The 12,788-nt window shown below is 61.0% G+C and carries 12 protein-coding genes; 3 read left to right on the top strand and 9 right to left on the bottom strand.

The window, feature by feature from the left end; genetic code table 11:
* Nucleotides 1–4: 4 nt before the first annotated feature.
* From AC07N4_RS18900 to AC07N4_RS18890, 3 genes are all read right to left on the bottom strand, one after another.
* Nucleotides 5–1,363 (bottom strand): 8-oxoguanine deaminase, encoded by a 1,359-nt coding sequence (locus AC07N4_RS18900; protein WP_249482458.1) that lies wholly within the window; start codon nucleotides 1,361–1,363, stop codon nucleotides 5–7.
* 183 nt (nucleotides 1,364–1,546) lie between these two features.
* Entirely contained in the window at nucleotides 1,547–2,233 is a 687-nt protein-coding gene (locus AC07N4_RS18895) for an SDR family oxidoreductase (RefSeq protein ID WP_273535468.1), read from the bottom strand.
* Nucleotides 2,234–2,269: 36 nt separating this feature from the next.
* Nucleotides 2,270–2,620 carry a MerR family transcriptional regulator gene (locus tag AC07N4_RS18890; RefSeq protein WP_096819687.1) on the bottom strand — a complete coding sequence of 117 codons (351 nt, stop codon included), beginning with the start codon at nucleotides 2,618–2,620 and terminating at the stop codon, nucleotides 2,270–2,272.
* A gap of 83 nt (nucleotides 2,621–2,703) precedes the next feature.
* Between AC07N4_RS18890 and AC07N4_RS18885 the strand changes: the two genes are divergently transcribed.
* On the top strand, nucleotides 2,704–3,120 hold the full coding sequence (locus AC07N4_RS18885) for a hypothetical protein (RefSeq protein WP_493065760.1): 417 nt from the start codon (nucleotides 2,704–2,706) through the stop codon (nucleotides 3,118–3,120).
* On the opposite strand, the gene AC07N4_RS18880 is transcribed toward AC07N4_RS18885, so the two are convergent.
* The 6 genes from AC07N4_RS18880 to AC07N4_RS18855 form a co-directional block, all read right to left on the bottom strand.
* Nucleotides 3,117–4,043 (bottom strand): ABC transporter permease, encoded by a 927-nt coding sequence (locus AC07N4_RS18880; RefSeq protein ID WP_493065759.1) that lies wholly within the window; start codon nucleotides 4,041–4,043, stop codon nucleotides 3,117–3,119. The two genes, AC07N4_RS18885 and AC07N4_RS18880, sit on opposite strands and share 4 nt — an antisense overlap.
* Nucleotides 4,043–5,149, bottom strand: a complete 1,107-nt coding sequence (locus AC07N4_RS18875; RefSeq protein ID WP_096819684.1) for an ABC transporter permease — start codon at nucleotides 5,147–5,149, stop codon at nucleotides 4,043–4,045. Before AC07N4_RS18875 ends, AC07N4_RS18880 begins: the two co-directional genes overlap by 1 nt.
* 11 nt (nucleotides 5,150–5,160) lie before the next feature.
* Nucleotides 5,161–6,711 carry an ABC transporter ATP-binding protein gene (locus AC07N4_RS18870; RefSeq protein ID WP_493065758.1) on the bottom strand — a complete coding sequence of 517 codons (1,551 nt, stop codon included), beginning with the start codon at nucleotides 6,709–6,711 and terminating at the stop codon, nucleotides 5,161–5,163.
* Between the two features lie 537 nt (nucleotides 6,712–7,248).
* A complete protein-coding gene (locus AC07N4_RS18865) occupies nucleotides 7,249–7,830 on the bottom strand; it encodes an IMPACT family protein (protein WP_102622765.1) in 582 nt (193 codons plus the stop codon).
* An 8-nt stretch (nucleotides 7,831–7,838) separates the two neighbouring features.
* Nucleotides 7,839–8,489, bottom strand: a complete 651-nt coding sequence (locus tag AC07N4_RS18860) for a TetR/AcrR family transcriptional regulator (protein ID WP_102622766.1) — start codon at nucleotides 8,487–8,489, stop codon at nucleotides 7,839–7,841.
* 95 nt (nucleotides 8,490–8,584) lie between these two features.
* Nucleotides 8,585–9,505 (bottom strand): LysR family transcriptional regulator, encoded by a 921-nt coding sequence (locus AC07N4_RS18855; protein ID WP_102622767.1) that lies wholly within the window; start codon nucleotides 9,503–9,505, stop codon nucleotides 8,585–8,587.
* Nucleotides 9,506–9,644: 139 nt separating this feature from the next.
* On the opposite strand from AC07N4_RS18855, the gene aptA reads away from it, so the two are divergent.
* Together aptA and AC07N4_RS18845 are read left to right on the top strand one after the other, a co-directional pair.
* Nucleotides 9,645–10,994 carry an omega-aminotransferase AptA gene (gene aptA, locus AC07N4_RS18850; protein WP_096819679.1) on the top strand — a complete coding sequence of 450 codons (1,350 nt, stop codon included), beginning with the start codon at nucleotides 9,645–9,647 and terminating at the stop codon, nucleotides 10,992–10,994.
* A gap of 77 nt (nucleotides 10,995–11,071) precedes the next feature.
* Complete coding sequence (locus AC07N4_RS18845; RefSeq protein WP_096819678.1) at nucleotides 11,072–12,565, top strand: CoA-acylating methylmalonate-semialdehyde dehydrogenase; 1,494 nt, start codon at nucleotides 11,072–11,074, stop codon at nucleotides 12,563–12,565.
* Nucleotides 12,566–12,788 lie beyond the last annotated feature (223 nt).

The raw sequence follows: 12,788 nt of genomic DNA, 5'->3' as shown, positions 1-12,788 counted from the left end.
GAGATCAGGTGCCGGCGATCAACTGGCGAGCCGCCTGGCTGTGATCGGCAATCAGGCCTTTGAGGTCCAGCCCCTCAACCTGCCCGTCAACCACGCGCCACTTGCCGCCGACCATCACGCGATCCGCGCGGTCCGCGCCGCACAACAGCAACGCCGAAATCGGGTCATGACTGCCGGAGAAGCGCAGTTCATCCAGCTTGAACAACGCCAGGTCCGCCTGCTTGCCAACCGCCAGTTCGCCGATGTCGGTACGACCCAACAGACTCGCCGAGCCCTTGGTCGCCCAACCCAGCACGCGTTCCGGGGTGATCTTCTCGGCGCCGTAACGCAGGCGCTGGATGTACAGGGCCTGGCGGGCTTCGAGGATCATGTTCGACGCATCGTTGGACGCCGAACCATCCACACCGAGACCGAACAGTGCGCCGGCATCAGTCAGGTCGATGCTCGGGCAGATGCCGGACGCCAGACGCATGTTCGAGCTCGGGCAATGGCAGATACCGGTGCCGGCCGCGCCGAGGCGGGCGATTTCGTCGGGGTTGAAGTGGATGCCGTGGGCCAGCCACGTGCGCGGGCCGAGCCAGCCGACGCTGTCCAGATAATCCACGGTGCGCAGGCCGAAGCGTTGCAGGCAGAAGTCTTCTTCGTCGAGGGTTTCGGCGAGGTGAGTATGCAGACGCACATCGAGTTTGTTCGCCAGTTCGGCGCTGGCGGACATGATTTCCGGGGTCACCGAGAACGGCGAGCACGGCGCCAGGGCGATCTGGATTTGCGCGCCGTCACCACGTTCGTGGTACTCGTGAATCAGCCGCTGGCTGTCGTCGAGAATCACCTGGCCTTCCTGCACGGTCTGCTGCGGAGGCAGGCCGCCATCCTTCTCGCCGAGGCTCATCGAACCGCGCGTGAGCATGGCGCGCATGCCCAGTTCGCGCACGGTTTCGACTTGCACGTCGATGGCGTTTTCCAGGCCATCCGGGAACAGGTAATGGTGGTCGGCAGCGGTGGTGCAACCCGACAACAGCAACTCGGCCAGCGCGACTTTGGTGGCGAGGGCGAGTTTTTCAGGCGTCAGGCGCGCCCACACCGGGTAGAGGGTTTTCAGCCACGGAAACAACGGCTGGTTGACCACCGGCGCCCAGGCGCGGGTCAGGGTCTGATAGAAGTGGTGGTGGGTGTTGATCAGGCCCGGCAGGATCACGTGTTCACGGGCGTCGAACACTTCATTGCACGGGGTCGACGGTTGCTGGCCGGCGCCGAGCACTTCGGTAATCACACCGTCTTGCAGCACCAGACCGCCACGGGCGTCGAGACCGTTGGCCGTGAAAATGGCGAGGGGATTTTTTAACCAGATACGGGTCGCAGGCATTGTGGCCGGCTCCTCTGAAAGTTGGGTTCAGGGTTGCCAGCTCAGTGTTGCCCTGTCTGCTGATCCAGGGTCGCCGCGAAGGACGAGGTGCGGAGTTTCGAACAAAATGTTGCGACGGGCAAGCCCAACCCGACCAGACACCGGGATAACCCTGTGGGAGTGAGCCCCCACAGGGTCCAGTGTTTACCAGGGAATGGTTTCACCCTTGTAGTTCACAAAGTGATGGCCGCCCTTGCCGGCAAACGCGTCCACCTGATCCACCAGGCCGCGGGTGCTGGTGTCGACGTCAATGTCGGCGCCTTCGCCGCCCATGTCGGTTTTCACCCAGCCCGGATGCAGCGACAGCACAGTCAGTTTCTGATCGCCCAACTGCGTGACGAAGCTGTTGGTCATCGAGTTCAGCGCCGCTTTGCTGGCCTTGTACAGCGCCAGTTCCGGCGCGTCGGGCATGGTCACGCTGCCGAGCACCGAACTCATGAACGCCAGCACGCCGCTGCCGTCGCGAATCTGCCCGACGAAACGCTGGGCCAGGTTGATCGGCGCCACGGCGTTGGTGAAGAACAACTGACCGACTTCCGCCAGCGTCGCGCCGCCCGGGGTCTGCACTTCAGGGCCTTTGACCCCGGCATTGACGAACAGCAGGTCGAAGGTCTCGCCCTTGAGTTGCTGGCTCAGGGCGATCACGGCTTGCTGGTCGTCCATGTCGAGTTTTTCGATCTGCACGTTGCCCAGTGATTTCAGCGCCTCGGCGTTCGCAGGATTGCGAACCGTGGCGGTGACTCGCCAGCCGTCGGCCAGCAGGGTTTTCACCAGACCCAGACCCAGGCCCCGGGAGGCGCCGATGATCAGTGCGTGCTTGGCAGGATTCAGTGCGGACATGATTGGCTTTCCTTGAAAGTTGAAAGATCACGGGTTCAATGGACAACGTTGACCGAGCCGATGCTGCAATTCCTGGCGCAGCTCACCGAGTTCAGCCATGCGGGTTTCGACCAGCTTGAGTTTGTCTTGCAGCAGTTGCGTGACGGTGGTGTCGGGGTTTGGCGATTGCCACAACGCGCCAACGCTGCTGCCGATCTCGCCAAGGGTAAAGCCCAGACGCTGCGCCGTTTTGATGTAGAGCACCAGTTGCACCATTTCCGGCGGATAGTCGCGATAACCGTTGGCGCTGCGTTGCGCCGCAATCAATCCGCGCTCCTCGTAGAAACGCAGCGTGTCACGGCTGACATCGCAGGTCTGGGCTAACTCACCGATGCGCATCTTGCAGGTCTCGAAAGTGTTTGACCCTGGAGCATACTCCAGGCTTTACCGTGATTGCTCCCTGAATTTTCGGAGCAAGGATGATGTGGACTTCAACGCAGTATCGACAGTTGGTGCGCGGCAGTGCCTGGTATGACTTGATCGTGACAGTGGCGTTTGTCACGCCATGGAGTTTTGCTGTGTTGCATGGGTTGTTGACGGCGTTGAGTCAGGCGCTGGAATTGCCCGGTGAGTTGCCGGCGTTCGAACCTGCGCATCTGTTGATGGCGAATCTGTTCGGTTCTGTGGTGTGCATGTGGTCGGTGCTGCGGATTCGTGATCCGCAGCCGGTTTATGGGCGCTATGACGCGGTGACGCGATTTCTGTTCGCGGCGTGGATGGCGTATGCCCTGGCCCACGGCGCCAGTTCGTTGGTGGTGGGTTTCCTGGTTCTCGAAGTGGCGTGGGGCATTGCTCAGGCGTTGCCTGTTCGGTCGCTGTCGCGGGCCGTCACGGCTTAATGTCCGGCTTGCCACGGCTGTCCCAGTGACACCGGCGCGTACAACCGTGTACGCACCGCATCCCGCGACAACAACACCAGCACCAGAATGGTTGCGACGTACGGCAGCATCGCCAGCAAGCTTGAAGGAATCGCCAGCCCCAACCCCTGCGCCACCAGGTGCAGGATGCTGGCGAGTCCGAACAGATACGCCCCGAGCAACAGTCGCCACACCCGCCAACTGGCGAACACCACCAGCGCGAGCGCGATCCAGCCACGCCCGGCGGTCATGTTCTCGGCCCACATCGGCGTGTACGCCAGCGACAGATAAGCCCCGGCCAGTCCGGCCATCGCCCCGCCGAACAATACGGCCAGCGTACGCACGGTCAGCACCGGCAAACCCATGGCACTGGCCGCATCAGGATTCTCGCCGACCGCTTGAATGATCAGCCCGATACGGCTTTTCACGATAACCCACGCCACCAGCGCAAACAGCGCGAACGACAGGTACACCAGCAGATCCTGGGCAAACAGCATGCGGCCGATCAGTGGGATTTCGCTCAAGTAAGGAATCGCCAGCGGCTCGAATCCCGCCAGCGGTTTGCCAACCCACGCAGCGCCGACAAAGGTCGACAGGCCCACACCAAAAATCGTCAGCGCCAGCCCGGTCGCCACCTGATTGGCGTTGAACACCAGCGCCACCAGGGCAAACAGCGACGACAACAGCATCCCGGCAAGCATCGCCAACACCACGCCCAGCCACAGGTTGCCGCTGTTGAACGCGACGATGAAACCGATCACCGCACCAAACAGCATCATCCCTTCCTGCCCGAGGTTGAGAACGCCGCTCTTTTCGCAGATCAGTTCACCCAGCGCCACCAGCAGCAGTGGCGTACCGCAACGCACCATGGCGTAGAAAACATTGCTCAGCAGATCGATGTCCATCACAGCGCTCCGGCGGTTACGGCGGTGGTTGAAGTGCGTCGGGCCCAGCGCAGGTTCAGTCGGGGTCGGTAGAGGATCAGCACGTCACAGGCCAGCAGGAAAAACAGCATCATTCCCTGAAACAACTGGGTGATCGCCTGCGGCAGGTTCAGCGTCATCTGCGCGCTCTCGCCGCCGATGTACAGCAGCGCCATCAACAGGCTGGAAAACAGAATGCCGATGGGATTGAGCCTGCCGAGAAACGCCACGGTGATCGCCGCATAGCCGTAGCCCGGCGAGACCTGCGGCACCAGTTGCCCGATCGGTCCGGTGACTTCGCAGACCCCGGCAAGTCCCGCCAATCCTCCGCTGATCAGCAGTGCGAGCCAGATCAGACGCTTCTCGCGAAACCCGGCAAATCCTGCCGCGCGTTTATCCAGCCCGAGCACTTTGATCTGGAAGCCGACAAAGCTTTTCTGCAACAACACCCACACCGCCACCAGCGCGAGCAGGGCGAAATACACCCCGGCGTGAACCCGACCATCCTCCATCAACAGCGGCAAGCGGCTGGCGTCGCCAAACATCGCCGACTCGGGAAAGTTGTACCCGGCCGGGTCCTTCAACGGCCCGTGGACGCAGAACAGCAGCAGGTTCAGCGCGATGTAATTGAGCATGATGCTGGTGAGGATTTCGTTGGCATTGAAGCGCGTGCGCAACCAGGCGGTTAGCCCGGCCCACGCGGCGCCGGCGAACGTGCCGGTGAGCAGGATCAACACCAAGGCCCAACGGCTCTGCATATCGATGATGTTCACCGCCAGCGCACTGCCGGCCAACGCACCGAGCAACAATTGACCTTCGGCGCCGATGTTCCAGATTCGCGCCTGATAGGCCACCGCCAGACCGAGGGCACAGAGCAGGATCGGCAACGCCTTGACCAATAATTCGGAGACGCCATACAAGTCGCTGACCGGCGCGATCAGCAAGGTGTGCAAGGTTTGCAGCGGATCATGACCGAGGGCGATGAACAGCAGCGAGCCACAACCGAGGGTCAGCACCGCCGCCAACAGCGGCGAGCACCACAGCATCAGGCGCGATTGCCGGCCACGGGGTTCGAGGGAAAGCAGCATGGGAAACTCCGTTAAACCGTGGCGGGTTGTGGTTGAGGGCTGTGGAACTGGCCGGCCATCCAGCCACCGACATCGCTGATTCGGGTTTGCACCGTGTCTTGCAGCGCCGACATTCGCCCGCCGCAGAGCGCACCCAGGCGGTCGCTGATCTGGAACAGTTCGTCGAGGTCTTCGGAAATCACCAGGATCGCCGCGCCGGCATCGCGCAGGGCGATCAGGGCGCGATGGATCACGGCCGCCGCGCCGACGTCCACGCCCCAGGTCGGGTGCGCCGCGATCAGCAGTTTCGGTTGCTGAAGAATTTCCCGACCGAGGATGAATTTCTGCAGGTTGCCGCCGGACAGGCTGCGGGCGGCAGTTTGGGTGTCCGGGGTTTTCACGCCGAAGCGCTGGATGATCAACTCGGCGAGGGATTCGACTTTGTTGCGCTCGATCAACCCGTGGCTGACCAGCCCTTGTTGAAAGGCTGTGAGCAGGGCGTTGTCCGCCAGGCTCAACTCCGGGACCGCGCCGTGCCCGAGGCGTTCGGCGGGGACGAAAGCCAGGCCGAGTTTGCGTCGCGCCTCCGGACGTAGATCAGCGACGGCGCGTTCTCGGAAACAGATGGTTTGCGCTGCATCGCGGGGCAGGATTTGCTCGCCGCTCAGCAGTGCCAGCAATTCATCCTGACCGTTGCCCGCCACACCGGCTATGCCGACGATTTCGCCGCTGCGCACTTGCAAGTCGATGTCGATCAACGAACAGCCGAACGGATCGGGGTTGTGCCAGTTCAATCCGCTGACCTGCAAAAATGTCGCGCCGCCACTGGTTTTCGGATACTCGCTGATCAATGCCGCCGACTCGCCGACCATCAGTTGCGCCAACTCTCGGTCGGAACATTCGGCCGGTACGCATTGCCCGGCCACCCGGCCGCTGCGCAGAACCGTGGCGCTGTGGCACAAGGCACGCACCTCGCCGAGTTTGTGGCTGATGAACAGAATGCTGCAGCCCTCGGCCGCGAGCCGGCGCAGGGTGATGAACAGTTCCTCGGCCTCCTGCGGCGTGAGCACTGAAGTCGGTTCGTCGAGAATCAGCAGGCGAATGTCCTGCATCAGGCAACGGACGATCTCCACTCGCTGGCGTTCGCCGATCGACAGGCTGTGGACAAGTCGCTCCGGTTCCAGCGCCATGCCGTAACGCCGGGACACCTCACGGATTTTCGGTTCAAGCTGTTTCGGCGTCCCGGCCGCCGGGCCCATCGCCAGCGCAATGTTCTGCGCCACGGTCAGGGTTTCGAACAGCGAGAAATGCTGGAACACCATGCCGATGCCCAACTGCCGGGCCTGGGCCGGGTTGCGCATGTTCACCGGTTGCCCTTGCCAGAGCATTTCACCCGAGTCGGCCTGGATGACGCCGTAGATGATCTTCATCAGCGTGCTTTTACCCGCGCCGTTTTCACCCAGCAGGGCGTGGATTTCACCGGGGGCGATGCTCAGATCGATGGCATCGTTGGCCAGACAACCGGGATAACGTTTGCTGATGCGGCGCAGTTGCAGGCGCGGGGTGGGCGTGGCGTTGTGCATGACAGGCTCGGCTTGCTTGGAGTTGTGCCTGTGGATAAAGCAATTTCCTGGCCATTGAGTCAGGAACCCGTCAGACCCTTGCCCGGCGACCCTTTGCGTAGAGCATCGAATGCAAAATTGCCCGGATGGGCAGCACCAATTGAGCGCAAAGCCGTTGATCAGGCTCCAGTTTTGTTCGTGAAAATCTGGTTAAAAAACGAGCAATACCGCCGGAGCCAAGCAGCACCTGCGGCTAAGGGAGTCATGAACGGGTTATCCACAGGTTGCTCCACAGTATTTGTGCGCAATCGGAAAACCTTGGCATAAGCGCATCGGTGCTATCTCCCAATGGCGATAAACAGATCTAACTGATTGTTTTTGCTTGGAATTAAACTTTTTTCACGTGGTTTGGGCGAAAAGTGAACAAATCGCGCAAAGCCACGTGACAGAAGGGTTACAGCGGTGTGTGCTCAGGTTATCCACAGTCGGGTGCACAGCTGATGTGGGCAACTCGGTGGAATAAGCGAATCGTGTCGTGCCCCGAAATATTGCAGGTGTTCAGCGCTGGAGCAGGATGCGTCCACGGCTGAGATCCGCCAGTTGGTTTTGCAGCAACGGGATCTGCGCTTCGCCCACTGCCAGCTGTAATTCGACACCGTTGGCGGTGAAGTTTTCCTCCACCACCAGACCGCCGAGATCCGCCACCCGCAACTTCACCAGCGCCAGTTCGGCAAACCCGCAGGCACAACGCAGGGGCACACGGCTGATCAGTTCGACTTTCGCTGCAGCTTGCAGGCACTTGTTGGCCCCGCCGCCATAGGCCCGGGCCAATCCGCCGGTGCCCAGTTGAATGCCGCCGTACCAGCGGATCACCAGTACTGCGACCTGATCGCAGTCCTGCGCTTCGATGGCCGCGAGAATCGGCCGTCCGGCCGTACCGCCCGGTTCGCCGTCGTCGTTGCTACGGTACTGATCACCGAGTTTCCATGCCCAGCAATTGTGCGACGCGTTCAAGTCGCTGTGCTGCTCGATGAAGGTTTGCGCGTCGGCAGGGCTGCCGATCGGTGCGGCGAAGGTGATGAAACGGCTTTTGCGAATCTCTTCGCGAAATTCGCAGAAGCCGCTGAGGGTGAATGGCATAAAACGACTTATATAGAAGAAGTGAGGCCGCAGCCTTTGAGGATGATGCGGATCAGGTTGGTGCCGGCGTCGTCCATGTCCTGTTTGGTCAATTTGCTGCGACCGGTCACTCGGCAGATCTGTGTGGCGAAGTCGGCGTAATGCTGCGTACTGCCCCACAAGAGGAAGATCAGGTGCACCGGATCCACCGGGTCCATCTTGCCGGCATCGATCCACGCCTGGAACACCGCGGCCCGGCCCTGGAACCAGGCGCGGTAGTCCTGGTTGAAATACTCGGTCAGGCATTCACCGCCGCTGATCACTTCCATCGCAAAGATCCGCGACGCTTGCGGCTGACGGCGGGAAAACTCCATTTTCGCGCGAATGTAGCGGGTCAGGGCTTCGGCCGGATCGTCCTCGGCGGTCAGGGTGTTGAAGGTGCTGTCCCACAGCTCGAGGATGTTGCTCAGCACCGCCACGTACAACCCGAGCTTGTTGGTGAAGTAGTAATGCAGATTCGCCTTGGGTAACCCGGCCTTGGTGGCGATGGTGTTCATGCTGGTGCCTTTGAACCCGTGACGGGCGAACTCGTCTTCGGCGGCTTTGATGATGGTCTCTTCGTTCTTCTGACGAATGCGGCTGGCAGGTTTGCCGCCGTGAGCGGGGACTTCAAAGGTCATAGGCACTTCCGGGTTTGTCTGTGGGGTGCAACCAGTTGCGTTGATAGCGCAACCATCGGCCTGCGACAAGCCCCGGGCGAATAAAACCCCGGTCGTCAGCGCGTGGCGGCCAGGCTTTCGAGAAAGCTTTCCAGCACCAGATGCGGACGCCGGCCTTTGCGGGTGACCGAGGCGAGGCTCAAATCATAGAAACGCGTGTTGGCCTTGAGCGCGCGCAGCCGCCCCTGTTGCACCCAGAGGCTGGCGTAATGATCCGGCAGATAGCCGATGTAACGCCCGGTCAGAATCAGGAACGCCATGCCTTCACGGTCGGAAGCGCTGGCCGTGCAATTGAGCGCCTGATAGTGCGCCTGTATCTCCGCCGGCAAACGGAAGGTCGGGGCGATGGCGTCCTGGCTGTTCAGGCGGTCGTCGTCCAGCTGTTTGTCATCGACATAAAACAACGGATGGCCGACCGCGCAATAAAGCAGCGAGCGTTCGCTGTACAGCGGCTGATATTCCAGCCCCGACAGCGCACTGGCCTGCGGCACCACGCCGACATGCAGGCGACCGTCGAGCACACCTTGTTCGACTTCATTGGGGGCGATCATGCGGATCTGGATCTGCACGTCCGGCCCGCGCTCTTTCAACTGTGCGAGCGCGTGGGTGATGCGCATGTGGGGCAGGGTGACGAGGTTGTCGGTCAGACCGATGATCAGCTCGCCGCGCAAGTGCTGGTGCAGGCCGTTGACCTCGGTGCGGAAACTTTCCAGCGCACTTAAAAGCTGCAGCGCCGATTGATAGACCTCGCGACCTTCTTCGGTCAGGGAGAAACCGGCGCGCCCGCGCTGGCACAGACGCAGGCCCAGGCGTTGTTCGAGATCGCTCATTTGCTGGCTGATCGCCGAGCGACCGATGCCGAGCACGGTTTCCGCTGCGGAGAAGCCGCCGCACTCGACCACACTGCGAAAAATCCGTAGCAGGCGAATGTCAAAGTCACTGACCTGGGCCAGTGGATCGGGGCGGCGGCTGCTCATGCTGTTGTTCTCATTGTTTAGCAGGGTTCTAACTGAAGGTTAGAAAAGTTGGATTTCACCGACTTTATCCCCGTGGCAATTTAGCTGCAACAACGCTTTCTATCTCCCTGAAGCTTATTGCCCTGCGAGGTTTTGCCCGATGAACATGCCTGAAAACGCGTCGTCGCCACTGGCCAGCCAACTGAAGCTGGACGCGCACTGGATGCCGTACACCGCCAACCGCAACTTCCAGCGCGACCCGCGTCTGATCGTCGGTGCCGAAGGCAGCTGGCTGATCGACGACAAGGGCCGCAAGGTGTACGACTCGCTGTCCGGTCTGTGGACCTGCGGCGCCGGGCATACCCGCAAGGAAATCCAGGAAGCGGTGGCCAAACAGTTGGGCACCCTCGATTACTCGCCGGGCTTCCAGTACGGTCACCCGCTGTCGTTCCAACTGGCCGAGAAAATCACCGAGCTGACTCCGGGCAACCTGAATCACGTGTTCTTCACTGACTCCGGTTCCGAGTGCGCCGATACCGCGGTGAAAATGGTCCGTGCCTACTGGCGTCTGAAAGGTCAGTCGACCAAGACCAAAATGATCGGCCGTGCCCGTGGCTACCACGGTGTGAACATCGCCGGCACCAGCCTCGGCGGCGTCAACGGTAACCGCAAGCTGTTCGGTCAGGCGATGATGGATGTCGATCACCTGCCGCACACCTTGCTGGCGAGCAATGCCTTCTCCCGTGGCATGCCGGAGCAGGGTGGTATCGCCCTGGCCGATGAGCTGCTGAAGCTGATCGAACTGCACGATGCTTCGAACATCGCTGCGGTGTTCGTTGAACCACTGGCTGGTTCCGCTGGCGTACTGGTGCCGCCACAGGGCTACCTCAAGCGCCTGCGCGAAATCTGCGATCAGCACAGCATCCTGCTGGTGTTCGACGAAGTGATCACCGGTTTCGGCCGTACCGGCAACATGTTCGGTGCCGACACCTTTGGCGTGACCCCGGACCTGATGTGCATCGCCAAGCAAGTCACCAACGGCGCGATCCCGATGGGCGCGGTGATTGCCAGCTCCGAGATCTACCAGACCTTCATGAACCAGCCGACCCCGGAATACGCCGTGGAATTCCCGCACGGCTATACCTATTCCGCGCACCCGGTGGCTTGCGCCGCTGGCCTGGCGGCACTCGACCTGCTGCAAAAGGAAAATCTGGTACAGAGCGTGGCCGAAGTCGCACCGCATTTCGAAAATGCCCTGCATGGTCTGAAAGGTGCGAAGAACGTCATCGACATTCGTAACTATGGTCTGGCCGGTGCGATCCAGATCGCGGGTCGTGACGGCGACGCCATCGTGCGTCCATTCGAAGCCGGTATGGCGTTGTGGAAAGCCGGGTTCTACGTGCGCTTCGGCGGCGACACCCTGCAGTTCGGCCCAACCTTCAACAGCAAGCCGCAAGACCTTGATCGTCTGTTCGACGCGGTCGGCGAAGTGCTGAACAAGCTCGACTGATTTTTCCTTCTATATAGATACGCCAATAGCAGGCGCCCCTCGCGGGCGTCTGCGCACAAGAATTCAGGAGTTCCCCGATGAGCGTTATCCCGCATTTGATCAATGGCGAACTGGTGACCGAGAACGGTCGCGCAGTTGATGTGTTCAACCCTTCCACCGGTCAGGCTATCCACAAGCTGCCGCTGGCCAGCCGCGAAACCATCCAGCACGCCATCGATGCCGCCAAGGCTGCGTTCCCGGCCTGGCGCAACACGCCACCGGCCAAACGCGCCCAGGTGATGTTCCGCTTCAAGCAGCTGCTGGAGCAGAACGAAGCGCGCATCTCGCAATTGATCAGTGAAGAACATGGCAAGACGCTGGAAGATGCTGCCGGTGAGCTGAAGCGTGGTATCGAGAACGTTGAGTTCGCCTGCGCAGCGCCGGAAATTCTCAAGGGCGAATACAGCCGTAACGTCGGCCCGAACATCGATGCCTGGTCTGACTTCCAGCCGCTGGGCGTGGTGGCCGGCATCACGCCGTTCAACTTCCCGGCGATGGTGCCGCTGTGGATGTATCCGCTGGCGATCGTTTGCGGTAACTGCTTCATCCTCAAGCCGTCCGAGCGTGATCCAAGCTCGACCCTGCTGATCGCTCAACTGCTGCTGGAAGCCGGTCTGCCGAAAGGCGTGCTGAGTGTCGTGCACGGTGACAAGACTGCGGTGGACGCGCTGATCGAAGCGCCGGAAGTCAAAGCGCTGAGCTTCGTGGGTTCGACGCCGATTGCCGAATACATCTATTCCGAAGGCACCAAGCGTGGCAAACGCGTGCAGGCTCTGGGCGGCGCGAAGAACCACGCAGTACTGATGCCGGATGCGGATCTGGACAACGCGGTCAGCGCATTGATGGGCGCTGCTTACGGTTCCTGCGGCGAGCGCTGCATGGCGATTTCGGTGGCCGTGTGTGTGGGCGACCAGGTAGCCGACGCACTGGTGGCCAAACTGGTTCCACAGATCAAGGCGCTGAAAATCGGTGCCGGTACTTCGTGTGGTCTGGACATGGGGCCGCTGGTCACCGGTCAGGCGCGCGACAAGGTCAGCGGTTATGTCGAAGATGGCGTGGCGGCGGGCGCGACCCTGGTGGTCGATGGTCGTGGCCTGAGCGTGCCAGGTCATGAGGAAGGCTTCTTCCTGGGTGGCTGCCTGTTCGACAACGTCACCCCTGAGATGCGCATCTATAAAGAAGAGATCTTCGGGCCGGTGCTGTGCGTCGTTCGGGTGAACAGCCTGGAAGAGGCAATGCAACTGATCAACGATCACGAATACGGCAACGGCACCTGCATCTTCACCCGTGACGGTGAGGCGGCACGTCTGTTCTGTGACGAGATTGAAGTCGGCATGGTCGGTGTCAACGTACCGCTGCCAGTGCCGGTGGCTTACCACAGCTTCGGCGGCTGGAAGCGTTCGCTGTTCGGCGACCTGCATGCCTATGGTCCGGATGGCGTGCGCTTCTACACGCGTCGCAAGGCGATCACCCAGCGCTGGCCGCAGCGTGCGAGCCATGAGGCTTCGCAATTCGCTTTCCCTAGCTTGTAAGTAGAAGGGCAATGCAAAGAAGGCCGACCTTTTAAGGTCGGCCTTTGCGTTTCAGGGCTTTTTTGACCGATATGACAGATTTATGAAAATAGAGGTTGACGGCAGATTCTGGAGGCCTATAATTCGCCCCACTTCCGGCGCAGTCAAAACGAAAAACTCCTTGAAACTCAATGAGTTACGCAGTTTTCGACAGCGGCTTGCTTCAGGTCATCGAAGCCTGGAA

This window comes from Pseudomonas sp. GW821-FHT09E04 (assembly GCF_059416185.1).
Note: the sequence above shows the minus strand (reverse complement) of the source record. Positions and strands in the feature narration are given on the sequence as shown.